Genomic DNA, 19697 nt, shown 5'->3' with positions numbered 1-19697 from the left:
ACTTGTCGTGGGCAGATCGAAAACTGGGCAATTGTAGCTATGATAAACTTTTAGGCTCATATGGCCAGTTGTATGCAATTGAGTTGAGCAGTTGTAGTTGCTGGGATGGCCGGCGGCGTGCGCGCCGCCGGCCATCCCAGCCGCCCTTATTCCGCCGCCCGCGCCGCCTTGGCGCCGAACATCCGGGTCGGCGTGGAGAAGCCGCAAGAGGTACCGTCGGTGACCTTGACCTGATCTTCCCACGGCAATTTGTAGGTCCCGGCGACCATGTCCTGCATGAAGGTGTAGGGGCAATCCATCGCGCCGCCCTTCACCGCGACGTAGCCGCGGTGCCAGAGTTGGTAGATGTTGTTCTCGACGCCCCAGTTGATCCGCGCCTCGCGCACCAGGTCGGGACGCACTTCGGCGGTGATGATCTCGTCGGCGCGGCCGGTGGTGCCGTGCGCGATGACGCTGCCGTCAAAGTTGACGATCATGCCCTCGCCCATCGAATCGAACGAGCCGTCGGAACCGCACATGCAGACATTGGCGGTGACCATCAGGTTCTGAAACGCGTTGGCCTGGTTGGTGAAGCGCCAGCTATCGCGGATCGGCGCGGTGTAGCCCGCCGTACGCAGCATGATCTCCGCGCCCTTGTAGGCGCATTCGCGCGCCATCTCCGGGAACATGCCGTCGTGGCAGATGATCAGCGCCAGTTTGGCGCCCTTCGGCCCGTCGATCACTGGAATGCCGGTGTCGCCGGGCTCCCATGGCTCGACGGGAATCCACGGATGCATCTTGCGATAGTAAAGTTTGATCTCGCCGAGGTCGTCGATCACCAGCCCGGAATTATACGGGTTGCCGTCCGGGTTGAACTCCATGATCGAGAAGCAGCCCCAGATCCGGTTGTCGATGCACGCCTGCTTGAAAGCCGCGACTTCCGGCCCGTCGAGCCGGCACATGATCTCCGGGTTGGTATCCATCGACAGGCCATGCAGCGAATATTCCGGGAACACGACGAGGTCCATCGTGCCGAGATTTCGCCGCGCCTTGCCGACCATATAGACGATGCGGTCGGTCTGCCGCACCAGATCCTGCGGCGTGACGACGACAGGCAATTGCAGCTGCACCAGCCCTATGACAACGCCTTCCGGCGATTTGTTCAGTCCGCCAAGTCCGTTCATTGCAGCTCCTTGCAAGCGGCCTGCACAATCCGCCGCAGCGTGACCACGCGAGCCTGTTTCAGGCGCCCCGATTTACAAGACCGCGGGCTACGCGGTTTAACCGGGGCAGGTGTCTGCATTCGGCATGCAAATTACCAGCCACACTGCGCGGTATAGCGCGCCACCAGAAAATCGATGAGCAGCCGCACCTTCACGGCAAGGTGCCGCGTCGGCGGATAGATCGCGTAGAGCGACAGCGGTGGCGCCTTGTAGTTCGCGAGAAAGCTCTGCAACGCGCCGTCGCGCAGCGCCTGTCCCGCGATGAAGGTCGGCAGCAGCGCGACGCCGCGCCCCGCGATGGCGGCGTCACGCAGCACCTCGGCGTTGTTGGCGCACAGGTTCCAGCTCGGCTGGATCCAGTGGTCGCCATCCGCGCCGGTCAGCTTCCACTGGTTGCCGGTGAGCAGGAAGCCGTAGGTCAGCAGCGCATGTTTGCGTAGTTCGGCCGGCGTGACCGGTTCGCCATGTTGCGCGAGATAGTCCGGCGAAGCGCAGATCACCCGGTCGATGCCGATAATCTTTCGCGCGATCAGGCTGGAGGATTCCAGATCGGCAATCCGCAGCGTGACATCGAAGCCGCCTTGCATCGGATCGAGCTGGTCGTCGGACAGCACGAGATGGATCTGCAACTCCGGATAGTCGGCCATGAAATCGGCCAACGCCGGACCGAGTTGCAACGTGCCGAACGACATCGGCGCATTGACCCGCAAGAGCCCGCGCGGCGTCGCCTGCGCCTGGGCTACGGCCTGATCGGCGGCGTCGAGATCGGCCAGCACCGCGAGCGCGCGCTCGAAATAGGCCTGACCGTTTTCGTTCGGGCTGGCGTGCCGCGTCGTGCGGTTGAGCAATTGCACGCCGAGGCTCTGTTCCAGCTCGCTGACATATTTCGAGATTGCGGAACGCGACAGCCGCATCTGCCGCCCGGCCTCGGAGAAACTGCCGAGTTCGACCACTTTGACGAAAGCGCGCAGGCTGCTGAGCTTGTCCATGATTGTCATCCAATCATAGACAGTGATGCCATGAAAGGCCGGATTGTCTTATTTTCCACGCCGCCCAATTATCCCTGTAACGGGAGGCAAGCCGCCTCCATCATCAGGAGAACGACCATGTCAGGTATCCACCATGTCACCGCGATCGCCGGTAACGCCTCGCGGAACTTCGACTTTTACACCCGTTCGCTGGGCCTGCGCTTCGTCAAGAAGACCGTCAATTTCGACGATCCCGGCACCTACCACTTTTATTACGGCGACGAGGCCGGCCAGCCCGGCACCATCCTCACCTTCTTCCCGTGGGAGAATGCCGCGCCCGGTCGCAGCGGCGTCGGCCAGACCCAGCAGACCGCGTTTCGCGTCCCGGCCCGTTCGCTCGGCTACTGGACGCATCGCTTCATCGAGAAGGGCATTGCGCATGAGGCGCTCGAAAAGCGCTTTGGCGAATCCGTGCTGCCGTTCACCGATCCGGACGGCATGAGCCTGGCGCTGGTCGGCATTGCCGGCGCGGAAGATGAGACAGGCTGGAGCAATGGCGACGTGCCGGCCGAACACGCGATCCGCGGCTTTCATGGCGTGACGCTACTGCTGGAGAAGGCGGCCAAGACCAGCGCGATCCTCACCGACGTGTTCGGCTTTGCCGAAACCGGGCGCGAGGGATCGATCATCCGGCTGAAGGCGGACGCCGTGAACGGCGGCGTTGTCGATATCTACGAGGCCGGCGGCTTCCTGCCGGGCCGGCAAGGTGCGGGCTCGGTGCATCACGTCGCCTTCCGCGCCAGGGACGACGCCGACCAGGCCGAGATGTCGCGCAAGCTGATCGAGAAGCACGGCATGCACCCGACCGAGCAGAAAGACCGCAACTACTTCCGCTCGGTGTATTTCCGCGAACCCGGCGGCATCCTGTTCGAGATCGCCACCGACATTCCCGGCTTCGCCGTGGATGAACCCGTCGAATCGCTAGGCCAGCACCTGAAACTGCCGGCCTTCCTGGAGAAGCACCGCGTCGAAATCGAAAAGGTACTGCCGTCGCTGGAAAGGGAAATCGTATGACCGAGCTGTCCCACATTCATCGCTTCGCGCCGGGCAACCGGCGCGAGGCCACGCCACTCCTGCTACTGCACGGCACCGGCGGCGACGAGAACGACCTGCTGCCGCTCGGCGGAGCCATCGCACCGGGCGCTTCGCTGCTGTCGGTACGCGGGAAAGTACTGGAGCACGGCATGCCGCGCTTCTTCCGAAGGCTGGCGGAAGGCGTGTTCGACGAGGACGACGTGATCCGGCGCGCCAACGAGCTTGCGGATTTCGTGCTTGAGGCACGCCAGCGCTACGATCTCGCTGCACCCATCGCACTCGGCTATTCCAACGGCGCGAACATCGCTGCGGCGATGCTGCTGTTGCGGCCGGAGGTACTGGCGGGCGCGATGCTGCTGCGCGCCATGGTGCCGCTCAGCAAGCCGCCGAAGGTGGATCTCGCTGGCAAACCGGTGCTGATCGTGTCCGGGCAATCGGACCCGATCATTCCGCCGAGCAATTCGCAGCGGTTGGCGACCATGTTGGAAAAGGCCGGTGCCGCGGTCGATCACCGCACCCTGCCGGTCGGGCATCAGCTATCGCAAGCCGACCTCACCGTGGCCAGCCAGTGGCTGGAAACCCGGCAATCCCTGGCGTTGCCATAGCAAGCGGCGCGGGTCCATCGATGATGGACCCGCGTCATTTTGCGTCAGATCAACTATTTGCCGCCCACCCAATGCTATCAGGAGGCCATGAACGAGGGAGGCTATCCATGCGCGCTCACCAGATCATGACCCGTAATTTGATCACCGTAACACCAGGGACTTCTTTCCAGGCCGCCGCGAGCATCATGCTCGAGAATCACATCAGCGGACTTCCGGTTATCGACACACCCGGCGAACTGGTCGGCATTGTGTCAGAGGCCGATTTCCTGCGGCGCTCCGAGATCGGAACGCAGCGCAGGCGCTCGCGCTGGCTGCAGTTCTTCACCAGCCCGGGGCGCCTCGCCGACGACTTCGTTGCCGAGCAGGGTCGCACGGTGGAAGACATCATGACCCGCAATCCCATCACGGTCGGCGAAGACACCGAGCTGGAAGAGATTGTCTCGCTGATGGAGCGCAACAGCATCAAGCGCATCCCGGTGGTCCGGAACAAGCGACTGGTCGGGATCGTCACCCGATCCAACCTGCTGCGTACCGTCGCGAGCATGGCCCGCGAAATCCCCGACCCGACGGCGGATGACGATCGTATCTGCGACCGGCTGCTGCGTACCTTCTCCAAGGCCGACTGGCGGCCGCTCGGACTGCAGGTCGCGGTGCGGAACGGCGTCGTTCACCTGCACGGCCTGATCAGCGAAGACCGCGCCCGCCGGGCTGCCATCGTGGCCGCCGAGAATACCGAGGGCGTCAAGGAGGTCCACGACCATCTCTGTCTGGTGGATAGCTGGTCGGGTTACTACGTCGAATCTCCCGAGGACATCAAGCACGTCCATTGACCCCTGAGGCGTGTGGCTTGAACATCGCGTCGCTGTTACGAACTATCGCAACAGCGACGGGACGATGATGGCGATAGATGGCATGAATGGAGAACCGGCCTTGGTGGATCAGGCTGCCGTGCTGGCCTTTTTGCATCAGGCCGAGTCCGGCATGCAGCGCGTGGATACCCATGCGTCCATCGTCTTCCTCGGCCGCGACCGCGCGCTAAAAATCAAGCGCGGAGTTCGGCTTCCTTTCCTGGATTACTCGACACTCGATCGACGCCGAAACGCCTGCGAGGAAGAACTCCGGGTCAATCGGCCGTTTGCCCCGCAACTCTACCACCGGGTAGTCCCGATCACCCGTGAAGCGGACGGGTTTGCAGTCGATGGCGACGGCGCGCCCGTGGAGTGGGCGGTGGAGATGTCACGCTTCGACGAGACGCAAGGCCTCGACCACCTCGTGAGCCGGCAGGAAATAGCCCCTGAAACCGCCACCGCGCTCGCCGATGTCATCCTCGCAGCGCATGCACGCGAGCAGGCGGTGGACGGCGCGAACTGGATCTCGTCCATCACGGATATCATCGACGGAAACACCAAGAGGTTTCGCGCCGTCGAAGGCCTCGCCGCGTCGAGCATCGATCTGCTCGATGCAAGGTGTCACGACGATCTGGCCGCCTGCCAAGGCTTGCTTCGCGATCGCGCGTCCACGGGCTTCGTTCGCCGCTGTCACGGCGACCTGCATCTCGGCAATATCGTGCTGATCGACGATGCCCCCGTGTTGTTCGACGCCATCGAATTCGATCCAGCGATTGCCACCACCGATATTCTCTACGATCTTGCCTTCCCGCTGATGGACCTGATCCGCTACGGCAACGCCGCCGCCGCCAATACCTTGTTCAACCGCTACATGGCTGAAAGCGACGACGCCCACCGCGATGCGCTATCGCTTGTGCCGCTGTTTCTCACGCTGCGCGCCGCGATCCGCGCCAACGTCCTGTTCACGAAGAGCGAGCAGCCCGGAGCGCACCGTCATGCCGCGTGGCACAACGCAAAGCACTATTTCGACCTCGCCATTTCGCTGATCCAACCGGCACCGCCCGTTATGGTGGCGGTCGGCGGGTTGTCCGGCACGGGGAAGAGCGCGCTGTCGCGCGCCGTTGCATCCCTGCTCGCGCCGGCGCCCGGCGCCCTGATCTTTCGCTCGGACGTCATCCGCAAGAAGCTGTTCGGCGTCCCTGAGACCGAGCGGCTTCCAGCATCGGCCTATACGCCGGCGGTAACCGTACGGGTGTACGAGGCGATGCTGAACGGTGCCGAGCGCGCCGCCGCACAGGGCTGTTCCGTTATTCTCGATGCGGCGTTTCTGCGCGAAGGCGAACGCGCGACCTTCGCAGCGACCGGACCGGTCACGACAGCCCATGCCGGGCTGTTTCTGACCGCCGAACGTGACGTCCGGCTGGCGCGGATCGCGCAACGCACCCATGATGCATCCGATGCGACCGCTTCAGTCGCCATCCAGCAGGAAGACTTCCTCGTGGGGCCGATCGATTGGCCCGCGGTCGATGCGAACGGATCGTTTGAACAGACGCTCAAAGGTGCGATCGAGGCATTGCAGTCGCGGGGTGTGCGAACGGGCGAGACAACGAACGATACGCCTCTTCTACGAAATCGTTAGTGCATCCGATACGCAGCGCTCTCTCCCCGTCATTGCGAGGTCTGGGAAAGCTGCCTTGCAGCATTCCCCTTAACGCAGCGACGCGGCAATCCAGTGCCACAAGCGAAGCGAGACTGGATTGCTTCGTCGCAAGAACTCCTCGCAATCACGGATACGATCGCGATTGACCCCGGGGGCCCGCGATCAACTGCGAAACATCATGGAGATCCGGGTGTCGCAGGCCATGGCGATATGACTGCGCGCCGCCGCTTCGGCCTTCGCGACGTCGTGCTTCTTGATCGCAGCGATGATGTCGCGGTGCTCGTTTAATGCGACGGCTGCCCGGCCCGGCACCTCGAAGGTGGTTCCCGGCAGCAGCGAGAGCGAATCCGCGAGCTGCTCGAGCGCCGAGGTGAGGTACTGGTTTCGCGCCGCTGCGTGGATCGCGCGGTGAAAATGCAGATTCAATCGCGCCGTTTCGCCGGGCTGATCGACCGCAGACCGCGACAGCGCGTGGATTTCCTCCATCGCCTTGATCTCCGAAGGCGAGGCAAACTGCGCCGCCTGCGACGCCGCCGCGCCCTCGAGCACCGCGCGCAGGAAATACAGCTCGCGCACCTGCGCCACCGTGAACTGGGTGACGGCCAGGCCGCGCCCTGCGACGTCCTCGATCAGGCCTTCGCCGCTCAAGCGCCGTATCGCCTCGCGGATCGGCGTCCGGCTGACCGCGAACTTCTCGGCCAGTTCGGTCTCGCGCATGCGCTGACCCGGTTTGAAGTTGCCGTCGCGGATTGCCTGCCTGATCCTGACGTAGGCGTATTCCGCGCGTGACAGATCTTCACCTTCGGGGGCGGGCATGACCGGGCTTTTAGACGGCGGCATCAACATCTCCATTCTGCGCGCAGACGCATCCGCCGCGTCACGATCCTGCAATCGTCACGCAACGGCGCCTCATCGCGCTATCGGCGCCACGTCGAGGCGCACGGCCAGACCCCGGGTTTGTTCGGAGACCGGCGGGTAGAGCTCCATGACCTTCGGGTCATGGCCGGGAATCATGTGATCGACGCTTTCGGCGCAATCCATCACCCGCTTTATCGATTGCAGGTAGGCGGTAATATCTGAGATCACCGGAAACGGGATTCCAAGCGCGCCGTTGTCGTAGAAATGCATCGTATCCGACGCCACCACGACCTTGCCGCGCTTGGTCGGCACCTCCGCAAAACACAGGCCGGGCGTATGACCCGGCGCACGGTGCATGAACAGACCTGGCGCGACCTCCGCGCTGTCGTCGTGAAACGTGACGCGGTCGGCGTAGACCATGCGGACGAAATCGCAAACCCTATCGACATCATAGGGCCGGCGCAGGAAACGGTGGCACATGCAGGGCCCCGTGGCGAAGGCGATCTCCTGCGGGCAGGCGTGGAAAGTGGCGTTGGGAAACATCTCGAAATTGCCGGCGTGATCCCAATGCAGATGCGTCGAGATGATGGTGTCGACCGCCTCGGGCTGAATGCCAATCAGGCGCAGCAGATCGGCCGGCGACTTGAAGAAACGGTGGCCCCGCGCCTCGCATACCGCCTGATCGGCGCCGGTGTCGATCAGCACCACGCGGCCATGACCGACCGCCACCCAGACGTAGAAGAACAGCGGCAGGGGCCCCTCATGGGGATCGTCTTTCATCCCGACGAAGTTTTCATGGCGCGGCCGCGCCAGATCGGACTCCGCATATTTTAGCGCGAACAGTTCATATGCCACGGGCCGCCTCCATTATTGCGCATCTGGCGGAACGGCCAGCTCGCTGCCCGTTACCCCGACGCGTCCTTTTTTCTGGACTTTTGTATTTTTATGTATACATTTGTTTTTCGCCGCATGCAAATGCCGGGGTGCAGGTCAGCATCCCGGCTACCGTCCGAGCAGGCGCGCCGCCCAACTGGTCCGTGAAAGCCGACGCATGAGCTCAGAACCTGCCAAGCCCTCCGCTTCGATGATGCGCGGCGATCTCGACCTGCTGGAGCGCTACGACGTGCTGGTGATCGGCGGCGGCAATGCCGCATTATGTGCCGCGATTGCAGCGCGGCGCGGTGGCGCATCGGTGCTGGTGCTGGAAGGCGCGCCGCATTTCTACCGTGGCGGCAACACAAGGCACACGCGCAACATGCGTTGCGCCCATGACAGCGCCACCGAGATTCTCACCGGTCCCTACACCGAAGACGAGTTCTGGGAAGACCTCAAGCGCGTCACGCAAGGCCATACCGACGAAGAACTGGCGCGGCACATGATCGCCGAGTCCAAGGAGATGTTGACCTGGATCGTCGATCAGGGCGTGCGCTTCCAACCCTCGCTCGGCGGCACGCTCTCGCTCGGCCGCACCAATTCATTCTTCCTCGGCGGCGGCCGCTCGATGCTCAATGCGCTGTATCTCACGGCGGAGAAACTCGGCGTCGAGGTGCGCTACGATGCGGAAGTGACCGAACTGGAGATCGAGGACGGCATGTTCCTGTCGGCCACGGTCCATGACGCGTCCGGCCCGCGCAAGGTTCGCGCCGCAGCGCTGGTGGCGGCATCCGGCGGCTTCGAGGCCAATATCGAATGGCTGAAGGAAGGCTGGGGCGAGATCGCCGAGAATTTCCTGATCCGCGGCACGCCGTACAACCGCGGCACCATCCTGCGGATGCTGATCGATCATGACGTGAAGCAGATCGGCGACGTCACGCAATGCCACGCCGTCGCCATCGACGCGCGCGCACCGAAATTCGACGGCGGCATCATCACAAGGCTCGATTGCGTGATCTACGGCATCGTCGTCAACAAGGAGTGCAAGCGCTTCTATGATGAGGGCGAGGACATCTGGCCGAAGCGCTATGCGATCTGGGGCCGCCTGGTCGCGGCGCAGCCGGACCAGATTGCCTACATCATTTTTGATGCGCGCTCGCTGAGCCTGTTCATGCCGTCGCTGTTTCCGCCGATCAAGGCGGACAGCATCGAGGAACTGGCGGGCCTGCTCGAACTCGACCCGGCCAAACTGTCGGAAACCGTCAACGGCTTCAACGCCGCCGTGCAGCCCGGCACGTTCGATCCCCATAACCCCGACGATTGCGCCACCGCCGGCCTTACGCCGGCCAAGACTCACTGGGCGCGGCGCATCGAGCAGGGGCCATTTTATGCCTATCCGGTTCGGCCGGGCATCACCTTCACCTATCTCGGCGTCAAGGTGAACAAGGAGGCCCGCATGATCATGGCGGACGGCAAGCAGGCCGTGAACATGTTCGCCGCCGGCGAGATCATGGCCGGCAATGTGCTGGGGCAGGGCTATGCCGCCGGCATCGGCATGACCATCGGAAGCGTATTCGGCCGCGCCGCCGGACGGGGAGCAGCCAAATATGCACGCAACTAACGCCCTCACCGAAGCCGACCGGCTGATGACGGTCTGCAATTCCTGCCGTTATTGCGAGGGCATCTGTGCGGTGTTTCCGGCGATGGAAATGCGCCGGGCTTTTTCCGACGGCGATCTGAATTATCTCGCCAATCTCTGCCACTCCTGCGGCGCCTGCTATTATGATTGCCAGTTCTCGCCGCCGCACGAGTTCAACGTCAACGTGCCCGCGGTGCTGGCGCAGGTTCGCAACGAATCCTACGAACAATATGCCTGGCCGCAATTCCTGTCCGGCACGTTTCAGCGCAACGGTCTGGTGATCAGCATCGTAGCAGCGCTCAGCGTCGCCGGTTTCATCATCGGCTTCGCTGCGTTCAACGACGCCGGTGTGCTGTTCGGCGCGCATAGCGGGCCGGGCTCATTCTATAAATTCATGCCGCACAACGCTATGGCTGCGCTCTTCGGCGCAGCCTTCCTCTACATGGCTGTGGCGATGGCGATGGGCGTGCGCAATTTCTGGCGCGATATCGGCGAGCCCGCCGGCACGCTGGTCGAACCGACCTCGGTCTGGCAGGCGATGAAGGACGCATCGACTTTGCGCTATCTCGATGGCGGCGGCGTCGGCTGCATGAACGAGGACGAGAAGCCGACCGACAACCGGCGGCTCTATCATCACTTCACCTTCTACGGCTTCATGCTGTGCTTTGCCTCGACGCTGTCGGCGACCGGCTATCACTATCTGCTGCGGATGGAAGCGCCTTACCCGTGGTACGACCTGCCGGTGCTGCTCGGCACGATCGGCGGCCTTGGTCTGGTCGTCGGGCCGATCGGGCTGTGGCGCGCGAAACACCGCCGCGACCCGATCCTGCAGGACAAGAAGAAATACGGCATGGACACGGCGTTCCTGGCAATGCTGTTCATGACCAGCCTCACCGGCCTGCTGCTGCTGGTGCTGCGCGCCACGCCGGCGATGGGCCTGCTGCTGGCGCTGCACATCGGCATCGTGTTCTCGCTGTTCGTCACCATGCCGTATGGCAAGTTCGTCCACGGCTTCTACCGCTTCGTGGCGCTGGTGCGTTACGCCAAGGAGCGGCGTGAACTCGCCGGGCACTGACGATCCCGTAGAGATGCCGTCAACCTTGGACCGGAGCGTGATATCCTGGCCGCCTGAATGCGCAGCCTGGATGATCCGCGCCAGCACCGGCCAGTAAAGATCGCCGTAGCCGGCATCGGTGGCTTCCCCGAGCAGCCGGTCGGCGAGCTCCGCGCCCTCGAGCCGGATATCGGTGGCGCAGGTAGCGATCAGCGGCTGCAGCTTCTTGAAGACCGGATCATCGGCGCCGACCATGACTCTAAGCGTGCCTTCTTCAGCGGCCTGTCGCGTCCGCACAATCGGCGCGTCGGCATGGTCTGCGCCCCTCGGCACGGCTGAGCAGGCCATCGGGGCCGTCGCACACCGCCTCGACATGCTTGCCGCTCAAAATAATAGCCAAATCGGCCCGCTAGGGCTCAGAGATAGGGCGGCGTGCAGGCGCTGACGACTTCGCAGATCTGATCGCCGACGCAGCGAAACCGGTGCGGCGTGCGGCTATCAAACAGATAGGCATCCCCGCTGCCGAGAATTTTCGTCTGGCTGCCGACGGTGATCTCCAGCCGACCGGAAATCACCACACCGCCTTCGTGCGAACGATGCTCAAGCATGACGTCGCCGGTGTCCGCGCCGGGCTCGTAGCGTTCATGGAGTATCTGAAGATTGTTCGCGTGGGCATCGCCGACTTGTCGCAGCGTGAGACGCCCGGCACCCCCGGCTTTGCCACCGCTGACGCGATGCAGCCTTGAAGTAAGGTCAATCAGCTCGCTGGGCTCGAAGAAGATCTTGTCCCGCGGCTGCCGGTCTTCCTTGAAAAACTCCGCCATCGTCATCGAAATGCCGCCGAGGATCTTGCGCAGCGACGCGATCGACGGGCTACTTTTGTTTCGCTCAATCAGAGATATCAAACCGTGCGGCACTTTGGCGCGGGTAGCGAGATCGCGCTGCGACAGTCCCGCCGCAACCCTGATTTCCTTGAGACGCACGCCAACATCGAAGTCCATCTGTCACACCAATCTCTGGTATTCGTCGGATGAAATAATTGGCAAATTGCTTGACCATCCGGCATGCGGTGCCAAAACTGCGGCCTTGCACTGCTCAATATTTTAAGCGTACCGTTTTAGACGCTGCCCATCGAATTAAAATAGGTAACGACCATCGAGACAATTATCCAGCGGGTTCGAGTGCACAGCGCGATCGAATCGCTGCACTTAAAATCATCGAGCCGTACAGGACATCGCCACCGCCAACGGTAGACGCGAAAAACTGTTCACCGCTCGCCGCGCCGCCAAACGCCGAATGGCGTTATTTCAACAAAAAGAGACGTCCAGTGATCGAAAAACCAAGCCTCATCCTGACCGGAGGCCGTGTGTTCTGCGGCCTCAATGAAGGTTTCGTCGAAGCTATTGCCGTGGCCTCAGGCCGCGTGATCGCGACGGGCAGCGCGGACTCCATCGCCGAGCTGGCGGGACCTGATACGCGCGTGATTGATCTCGCCGGCCGCGTTGCGGTCCCCGGGCTGAACGATGCGCACATGCATCTTCTGCCCTACGGGCTCAACATGAGCCAGATCAACCTGCGGCCAGAAACTGGCGCCAACTCGATCAGCGAGATCCTGCGCCGCGTCGCCGAGCGCGCCAAGACCGCGAAGCCCGGCGAATGGATCAAGGGCCGCGGCTACGACCACAACGAACTCGCCGAGCGCCGTCATCCGACCGCCGAAGAAATCGACAAGGTCGCGCCTAATAATCCGGTCTATCTCGTACGTACCTGCGGCCACGTCGCCGTTGCCAATACCGCGGCGCTGCGCGAGGCCGGCATCGGCCACAACACGCCGTCACCGGATGGCGGCCTGATCGAACGCCGCGACAACAAGCTGACCGGGCTTTTGGCCGAGCGCGCCCTGCGCCTGATCGTCGACGCAGCCCCCCGCCCGAGCAAGGAAGATTTGCGCGGCGCGATCGATCGCGCCGGACGCTTCATGTTGTCGCAGGGCTTCACCAGCGTGATGGACGCCGCCGTCGGCATGGCCGCTGGCATGGACGAAATTGAAGTCTATGAGGCTATGGCCAAGGACGGCACGCTGCCGCTGCGCACCTGGGTCTGCATTTACGGCAACACCGACGGCATCGGCGATCAGGCCCACGCGGCCGGCTATCGTTTCGGTCGCGAAGTCGGAATGCTGCGCTACGGCGCGATGAAGGTGTTTGGCGACGGCAGCGCCGGCGGCCTCACCGCCGCGATGAGCGAGCCCTATCTCGTCGGCGCCCCCGATAATCGCGGCATCTTTTGCTACACGGACGAGCAGATGCACAACTACCTCGCGCATTATCACGGCCTCGGCTACCAGCTCGCCATCCACGCCATCGGCGATGCCGCCATCGAGCAGGTACTGTCCGGCATCGAGAAGGCCGACACGCCGGAAAACCCGATCCTCGGCCGCCGCCACCGCATCGAGCATTGCGGCTTCCTCAGCGACAGCCAGATCGCGCGCATGGCAGCCGCCGGCATCGATCCCGTGCCGCAGCCCGTGTTCATGTATGAGTTCGGCGATCTCTACATCGTCAATCTCGGCCAGGAGCGCACCGACGTCGGCTATCCGATGCGCAAGTGGTTCGACGCAGGCCTGCATCCGGCCGCCAGCTCGGATGCCCCGGTCTCGACCACCGATCCGTTCAAGAATCTCTTCACCATGACGACCCGGATGTCGAACCGCCACACGGTTCTGGGCGAAGCCCAGAAGCTGTCGATGGCGGAAGCGATCCATGCCTACACGTACTTTGGCGCCTATACGCAGTTTGCCGAAGAGCGCGTCGGCCGTCTCGTGCCGGGACAGCTGGCGGATATCGCGGTGCTCAGCCACGACATTTTCACCTGTGCTCCGGAAGTGGTCGAGAAGGACACCCGCTGCGACCTGACGATTCTTGGTGGTGAAGTCGTGTTCGACAGACTCGGCCAAATCGCCGTCGCGGCCGAATAGGAGCGCGATATGCTGCGCCACGCAGTCCAACGAATTCTTCTCGCCATCCCCGTTCTGTTCGGGGTTCTTCTGGTCGGCTTCCTCCTGATGCAGGTGGTGCCGACCGATCCGGCCATCGTTCGCGCGGGACCGACGGCAACGAAAGAGGTGCTCGACGCGATCCGCACGGATCTCGGCCTCGATCAGCCGTTGTGGTGGCAATTCGCTGTCTACATCTGGCGTCTGCTGCAAGGCGATCTCGGTGTCTCGATCATCAACAACCTCCCTGTCACCGAGGAACTTGGCAACACGATCGGCCCCACCCTGGAGCTGATGCTGGCGTCACTCGTCTGGGCCATCCCGCTCGGCCTCGCACTTGGCACCATCGGCGCTTACTTCCGCGGCACGATCTTCGATCGCACCGTGATGGCCTTCTCGGTTGCCGGCGTGTCGGTGCCGGTGTTCTTCGTTGGTCTTGCGCTGATCTGGCTGCTCGGATTCCAGTATCCGATCTTCCCCTTCACCGGCCGCGGCGGTCCGCTGTGGACGACGGAAGGGCTGATGGCGATCGTCCTGCCCGCGGTGACGCTCGGCGGCGTGTTTATTGGCCCGGTCGCGCGCATGACGCGTTCGGCCGTGCTCGACGTGCTCGGCGCCGATCACGTACGGACCGCACGCGCCAAGGGCTTGTCGGAAGCCGTCGTCGTGCTGCGGCACGCCCTGCGTAACGCACTTGTGCCTGTCGTGACGCTGATTGGCCTGCAGATCGGCTTTCTGCTCGGCGGCGCCGTGGTCACCGAGACTGTATTCAGCTGGCCCGGCATCGGCCGCCTGGCCGTCGGCTCCATCCTTTCCAGCGATCTGCCGATGGCACAGGGAACGATCATCATCCTCTCCCTCGGCTTCATTCTCGTGAACCTGATCGTCGACATTCTCTATGCGGTGCTTGATCCGCGCGTGAGGGGCGCATGACCGACCTAGCTCAAACACAGCCTGCAATCGCCACCGTCCCCGTGGCGGCGTCCCTCAATGAGATGGGCGTCAGCCGCAAATCCACGCTGGCGCTGATCGTTTCCGATTGGGGCGGCTGCATCTCTCTTGTTCTCGTCTGCGCCGTGATCTTTGCCGCTGTCTTTGCACCCTGGCTGGCGCAGAGCGATCCCTACGGCAGCGACCTCGTCAACACGCTGAAAGCGCCCGGCGAACACGGTCTGCTCGGCACCGATGGGCAGGGCCGCGACATGATCACGCGTCTGCTCTACGGCCTGCGCACCACGCTCTACATGAGCACGGTTTCGGTCGTCATCGGTTGCGTCCTGGGCGGCATCGTCGGCTTCGTCGCGGCTTTTTACACCAGCGTCTCCGGCATCCTCATGCGGCTGATGGACGTGCTGCTGTCGTTCCCGGCGATCCTGTTCGGCCTCGCCATCGCCGCCATCTTCGGGCCGGGCATGACTTCGGTGATCGTGGCGCTTTCGGTCGCCACCGTGCCGCTGATGGCCCGTGTCGTCCGCGGCGCAGCCATCGTCGTGCTGCAGCAGGATTATATCGAGAGCGCACGGTCCCTCGGGATGAGCGACTTTCGCCTGATCCGCAAATATCTGCTGCCGAACTGCCTGTCGCCGATCTTCGTCTTCGTGACGTTGCGTTTCGGTCAGGTCATCCTGCTCGGCGCCGCGCTCTCCTTCATCGGTCTCGGCGCCCAGCCGCCGACCGCAGAACTCGGCGCGATGGCTTCGGATGGACGCGTGTTCCTGTTCTTCGCGCCGCACGTCTCCGTACTGCCTTGCATCGTGATCTTCATCATCGTGCTGGCCTTCAACGTGCTCGGCGATGCGCTGCGCGATGCTCTCGACCCCCGGTTCCACAAGTAGTTCTCCATGCAACCCAAAAGGACTGACATGATCCGATCCCTGACCGCCGCGCTGCTGGCCAGCACCACGCTCCTTGGCCTCAGTGCAGCGCCCGCGCTCGCCCAGCAGAAGGCCCCTCTGGTCATTCTGCGCAGTATCGACGCGGACAACTACGATCCGATCCGGTCCTCCTCGATTGCCGCCGCCGAAGTTCTGTACATGATGGCGGATACGCTGCTGTCGCTCGATTTCGACATGAAGACCGTCAAGCCAGGCCTGGCGGAATCGTGGACCGTCTCGCCGGACGGCAAAACCTACACCTTCAAGATCAAAAACGGCGTCAAGTTCTGCGATGAGCGTCCGATGACTGCGGATGACGTCGTCTATTCGCTCAAGCGCCTGATCGATCCCGCCAGCCGCTCGTCCTCTGCCTTCCGCGCCGGCTCGGTGAAGGACATCACGGCACCCGACGCGCAGACCGTCGTCTACGAGCTCAACGAACCGTACAGCGACCTGGTGTTCCAGCTCGCACTGTCCTTCACTTCCATCGTCGACAAGAACACCGTCGAGAAGCTTGGCCAGAACTTCGGCGTACAGGGCTTCAACGGCACGGGTCCGTATTGCTGGACCAGCTGGACGCCTCGCCAGGAGCTCGTTCTGAAAAAGAATCCGAATTATTCTTGGGGTTCGCCGATCTACAAGGATCCGAAGCCGCAGGTCGACCAGATCATCTGGCGCGTGATTCCGGAATCCAACACGCTGATGGCTGCCTTGCAGTCCAAGCAGGCCGATATCAGCTACTACCTGCCCTATTTCGCCATCGACACGCTACAGCGCGTGCCCGGCATGCAGGTGCAGCAGCAGAAGAACTATCTCTACGACCTGTATATGGGCTTCAAAGTCGACAAGCCCGTGGTCAACGATCCCGCGCTGCGCGAAGCCTTCAATGCGGCGGTGAACAAGGACGCCATCACCAAGGCGGTGTTCTTCGGCAAGGCGTCCGCGCTGCACACGTTGCTCAACCCCAACGTCCGCGATTTCGACAAGGGCTCTGAGAGCTTGATGCCGAAATACAATCCCGAGGCGGCTGCGGCCATCCTTGAAAAGGCCGGCTGGAAACTGGGCCCGGACAAAATCCGCGAGAAAGATGGCGTCAAGGCGAGCCTGACGGTCTACGGTATCCGCCACGACATCAATACGCGGATGATGGAAGCCATCCAGGCCGACGTGCGCAAGGTCGGCATCGACCTCAAGATCCAACTGTGGGACGCAACGGTCGCATGGGGCAAGCTTGCCACTCAGGAATTCGACGCCTTCATCCTGTCGTACCCCTACGTGACGGCAAATGAAGCCATGAGCCTGTATTTCAGGAGTACGCAGGCGCCGACGCCCAACCGCATGAACTGGAAGAACGAGGAAACCGACAGGCTCCTCAAGGCCGCAGCGAATGCGACCGACGACGCGACCCGCCAGAAGGCAACGGCAGACGCGCAGCGTCAGCTCACCGCTGCCAATATCTGGGTGCCGCTGGTGTCGCAGCCGGTGTGGGTGGTTTCCACCGATCGTGTCGAAGGCGTCCGCCCCCACGGCATCTACGGCGCGGGACTCTACAAGGGCCTCGACATCAAACTGAAGCGCTAAGGCGCAAACGGAGAGTATTGCCATGCCGATCACGGTCATTCGCAACGCTGACTATGTCGTCGTCTGGGACAACACCCGGACGAGCCACACCTATGTCAGCGGTGGCGATGTCGCCTTCGACGGCGGTAAGATCGTGTTTGCAGGTCGCAACTATGAAGGCGAGGCCGTCGAGACAATCGACGGCCGCGGCTTCATGGTGATGCCCGGACTGGTCAATATCCACTCGCATCCCTCCAGCGAGCCGCTCAATAAGGGGTTCCTCGACGAGATCGGCTCGCCGGGGCTCTATAATTCTTCGCTCTACGAATACATGCCGCTGCTGCGCCCTGATCCGGAAGGCGTACCGGATTGCGTGCGCGTGGCCTATTCCGAATTGCTGCTGTCCGGTGTGACCACCGTCGCCGACCTCTCGATCGCGCATCCGCAATGGGTCGACCTTGCCGCCGAAAGCGGAATGCGGGTCTGCCTGGCGCCGATGTTCAAATCCGCGCGCTGGTTCACGCCGAACGGCACGCTGGTCGACTACGAATGGAACGAGAAGGCCGGCGAGGACGCCATGGTCCAGGCGTTCGCCATCATCGATGCCGCGGAAGCGCATCCGTCGGGACGGCTGTCCGGCATGGCCTGCCCGGCGCAGATCGACACCTGCACGCCGGCGCTGATGCGCGACAGCTATGCCGAAGCCAAGCGTCGCGGCATTCCGTGGCAGACCCATGCCGCACAGTCTGTCTCGGAATTTCATGAAATCGTCCGCCGCCATGGCACTACGCCGATCCAGTGGCTGGGTGAACTCGGTGTGCTCGGCCCGACCAGTCTTGTCGGCCACAGCATCTTCCTCGACGACCATCCGCTGACCCCGTGGCACACACGACGCGATCTCGCCTTGCTGGCCGAAACCGGAACCACCGTTGCCCACTGTCCCACCGTCTTCATGCGCCGTGGCATCGCCCTGCGGGACGTCGGCCGCTATCGCGAGGCCGGCATTGCAGTGGCCCTGGGCACCGACACCTATCCGCACAACATGATCGAAGAGATGCGCAACGCCACGATCGTCTCCCGCCTGATGGCAGGGCATCCGCGCGGGCTGAATTCGACCGGATTGTTCGAGGCCGCCACCACCGTTGGCGCCAAGGCTCTTGGCCGCGAAGACATCGGCAAGCTCGACGTTGGCTGCAAGGCAGATATCGTGATGGTCGACGTCAACCATCCGATGATGCAGCCGCACCGCGACCCCATTCGCAGCCTGATCTACGCTGCCGCCGAACGCGCCGTGCGCCATGTATATGTCGATGGCCGCCAGGTCGTTCGGAACGGCGTGGTGCAGACCATGGACTATCCTGCCGCCGCGTCGCGTGTGCATGAAGCACAAATCCGCGCAGAGGAGCGCGTGCCCGGCCTCGACTGGGCCAGGCGCAAACTAACGGAGATTTCTCCGCTGACCTTCCCACAGGCCTGATGGAGATCACATGACGGCACCCATCCTCGATATCCGCGGCCTCACCACCGCCTTTTCCACCCGCAACGGCGACGTCAAACCGGTCGACGGCATTTCGCTGACCGTCGAACGCGGCAAGACGCTCGGCATCGTCGGTGAATCCGGCTCGGGCAAGAGCATGCTGTCGCTGTCGATCATGGGGCTGGTGCCACCATCCGGCAAGATCACCGGCGGCCAGGTGCTGCTGGAGGGCACGGACCTGACGAAGCTGTCGCGCGGCGCGATACGCGACGTGCGCGGCAACCGCATCGCCATGATCTTCCAGGAGCCGATGACCAGCCTCAACCCGGTCTATACGGTCGGTTTCCAGATCATGGAGGCCTTGCGGGCACACCGGAAGCTCACGCCCCGCGAAGCCCGCGCGGAAGCCATCGAGGCGCTTCACAAGGTCCGCATGCCGGCGCCCGAGCAGCGCTTCGATGAATATCCGCACCAGCTGTCCGGCGGCATGCGTCAGCGCGTGATGATCGCGATGGCGTTGGCTTGCCGCCCCGCCTTGCTGATCGCCGACGAGCCCACCACCGCGCTCGACGTGACCACACAGGCCGAGATCCTCACGCTGCTGCGCGACCTGCGGCAACGCCTGGGCATGGCCATGCTGCTCATCAGCCACGACCTGGGCGTCGTGTGGGAAGAGTGCGAACGCGTCTATGTGATGTTCCGCAGCCGCATCGTGGAGTCGGGCGCCACGCAAGAGGTGTTCAGCCACCCGCAGCACGCCTACACGGCCGGCCTCATCAAGGCGGCCAAGGCGGCACGCAACAGCGAAGGCCGCTTCGAAACCATCGAGGGCGAGTTCTCGACCTCGGCCGACTGACGACTCTTCATGGCACCCACCGACACCCCCTCCCTGGTTATTCGCCCGCCATTGCTGGTGCTCGACCAGGTCAGCAAGAACTTCCGCGTGGCCGGCGGCGGCACCTTCGCGGCCGTGAAGGCCGTGAGCCTCA

17 protein-coding genes and 1 pseudogene are annotated in these 19697 nt (G+C 63.1%); 12 read left to right on the top strand and 6 right to left on the bottom strand.

Going from position 1 to position 19697, the window contains the following annotated elements:
• Window positions 1-146: 146 nt before the first annotated feature.
• Together JWQ24_RS25150 and JWQ24_RS25145 are read right to left on the bottom strand one after the other, a co-directional pair.
• Window positions 147-1163: a formamidase gene (locus tag JWQ24_RS25150; RefSeq protein ID WP_299814131.1), complete on the bottom strand. Its 1017-nt coding sequence runs from the start codon at window positions 1161-1163 to the stop codon at window positions 147-149.
• Between the two features lie 131 nt (window positions 1164-1294).
• Window positions 1295-2191, bottom strand: a complete 897-nt coding sequence (locus JWQ24_RS25145) for a LysR family transcriptional regulator (protein WP_299814128.1) — start codon at window positions 2189-2191, stop codon at window positions 1295-1297.
• Window positions 2192-2308: 117 nt separating this feature from the next.
• On the opposite strand from JWQ24_RS25145, the gene JWQ24_RS25140 reads away from it, so the two are divergent.
• From JWQ24_RS25140 to JWQ24_RS25125, 4 genes are all read left to right on the top strand, one after another.
• Complete coding sequence (locus JWQ24_RS25140; RefSeq protein WP_299814125.1) at window positions 2309-3244, top strand: ring-cleaving dioxygenase; 936 nt, start codon at window positions 2309-2311, stop codon at window positions 3242-3244.
• Window positions 3241-3870, top strand: a complete 630-nt coding sequence (locus tag JWQ24_RS25135) for an alpha/beta hydrolase (RefSeq protein WP_299814122.1) — start codon at window positions 3241-3243, stop codon at window positions 3868-3870. The genes JWQ24_RS25140 and JWQ24_RS25135 overlap by 4 nt, the downstream gene beginning before the upstream one ends.
• A 107-nt stretch (window positions 3871-3977) precedes the next feature.
• Complete coding sequence (locus tag JWQ24_RS25130; RefSeq protein WP_299814119.1) at window positions 3978-4700, top strand: CBS domain-containing protein; 723 nt, start codon at window positions 3978-3980, stop codon at window positions 4698-4700.
• A 67-nt stretch (window positions 4701-4767) separates the two neighbouring features.
• Window positions 4768-6357 (top strand): bifunctional aminoglycoside phosphotransferase/ATP-binding protein, encoded by a 1590-nt coding sequence (locus JWQ24_RS25125; RefSeq protein ID WP_299814116.1) that lies wholly within the window; start codon window positions 4768-4770, stop codon window positions 6355-6357.
• A 183-nt stretch (window positions 6358-6540) separates the two neighbouring features.
• Here JWQ24_RS25125 and JWQ24_RS25120 read toward each other — a convergent pair whose 3' ends face one another.
• Together JWQ24_RS25120 and JWQ24_RS25115 are read right to left on the bottom strand one after the other, a co-directional pair.
• Entirely contained in the window at window positions 6541-7224 is a 684-nt protein-coding gene (locus JWQ24_RS25120) for a GntR family transcriptional regulator (protein ID WP_299814113.1), read from the bottom strand.
• Between the two features lie 63 nt (window positions 7225-7287).
• On the bottom strand, window positions 7288-8091 hold the full coding sequence (locus JWQ24_RS25115) for an N-acyl homoserine lactonase family protein (protein ID WP_299814110.1): 804 nt from the start codon (window positions 8089-8091) through the stop codon (window positions 7288-7290).
• 250 nt (window positions 8092-8341) lie between these two features.
• Between JWQ24_RS25115 and tcuA the strand changes: the two genes are divergently transcribed.
• Together tcuA and tcuB are read left to right on the top strand one after the other, a co-directional pair.
• A complete protein-coding gene (gene tcuA, locus JWQ24_RS25110) occupies window positions 8342-9730 on the top strand; it encodes an FAD-dependent tricarballylate dehydrogenase TcuA (RefSeq protein ID WP_299814170.1) in 1389 nt (462 codons plus the stop codon).
• A complete protein-coding gene (gene tcuB, locus JWQ24_RS25105) occupies window positions 9717-10823 on the top strand; it encodes a tricarballylate utilization 4Fe-4S protein TcuB (RefSeq protein WP_299814108.1) in 1107 nt (368 codons plus the stop codon). The genes tcuA and tcuB overlap by 14 nt, the downstream gene beginning before the upstream one ends.
• A 225-nt stretch (window positions 10824-11048) precedes the next feature.
• On the opposite strand, the pseudogene JWQ24_RS25100 reads toward tcuB, so the two are convergent.
• Both JWQ24_RS25100 and JWQ24_RS25095 read right to left on the bottom strand, forming a co-directional pair.
• Window positions 11049-11150 (bottom strand): annotated as a pseudogene (locus JWQ24_RS25100) (NAD(P)-dependent oxidoreductase); the annotation flags it as partial.
• Between the two features lie 68 nt (window positions 11151-11218).
• On the bottom strand, window positions 11219-11803 hold the full coding sequence (locus JWQ24_RS25095; RefSeq protein WP_299814105.1) for a cupin domain-containing protein: 585 nt from the start codon (window positions 11801-11803) through the stop codon (window positions 11219-11221).
• A gap of 326 nt (window positions 11804-12129) precedes the next feature.
• Between JWQ24_RS25095 and JWQ24_RS25090 the strand changes: the two genes are divergently transcribed.
• From JWQ24_RS25090 to JWQ24_RS25065, 6 genes are read left to right on the top strand one after another with little or no spacing between them, the layout of a single operon-like run.
• A complete protein-coding gene (locus JWQ24_RS25090) occupies window positions 12130-13779 on the top strand; it encodes an amidohydrolase (RefSeq protein ID WP_299814102.1) in 1650 nt (549 codons plus the stop codon).
• Window positions 13780-13788: 9 nt separating this feature from the next.
• Window positions 13789-14730 carry an ABC transporter permease gene (locus JWQ24_RS25085; protein WP_299814099.1) on the top strand — a complete coding sequence of 314 codons (942 nt, stop codon included), beginning with the start codon at window positions 13789-13791 and terminating at the stop codon, window positions 14728-14730.
• Window positions 14727-15632 carry an ABC transporter permease gene (locus tag JWQ24_RS25080; protein WP_299814096.1) on the top strand — a complete coding sequence of 302 codons (906 nt, stop codon included), beginning with the start codon at window positions 14727-14729 and terminating at the stop codon, window positions 15630-15632. The genes JWQ24_RS25085 and JWQ24_RS25080 overlap by 4 nt, the downstream gene beginning before the upstream one ends.
• 27 nt (window positions 15633-15659) lie before the next feature.
• Window positions 15660-17252, top strand: coding sequence for an ABC transporter substrate-binding protein (locus JWQ24_RS25075; protein ID WP_299814093.1), 1593 nt, complete (start codon window positions 15660-15662; stop codon window positions 17250-17252).
• A gap of 22 nt (window positions 17253-17274) precedes the next feature.
• Window positions 17275-18708, top strand: coding sequence for an amidohydrolase family protein (locus JWQ24_RS25070; RefSeq protein ID WP_299814090.1), 1434 nt, complete (start codon window positions 17275-17277; stop codon window positions 18706-18708).
• Window positions 18709-18718: 10 nt separating this feature from the next.
• Entirely contained in the window at window positions 18719-19564 is an 846-nt protein-coding gene (locus tag JWQ24_RS25065; RefSeq protein ID WP_299814085.1) for an ABC transporter ATP-binding protein, read from the top strand.
• The last annotated feature ends 133 nt before the right edge of the window (window positions 19565-19697 follow it).

The sequence above is a fragment of the Tardiphaga sp. genome (assembly GCF_028290495.1).
Classification (GTDB): Bacteria; Pseudomonadota; Alphaproteobacteria; order Rhizobiales; family Xanthobacteraceae; genus Tardiphaga.
Note: the sequence above shows the minus strand (reverse complement) of the source record. Positions and strands in the feature narration are given on the sequence as shown.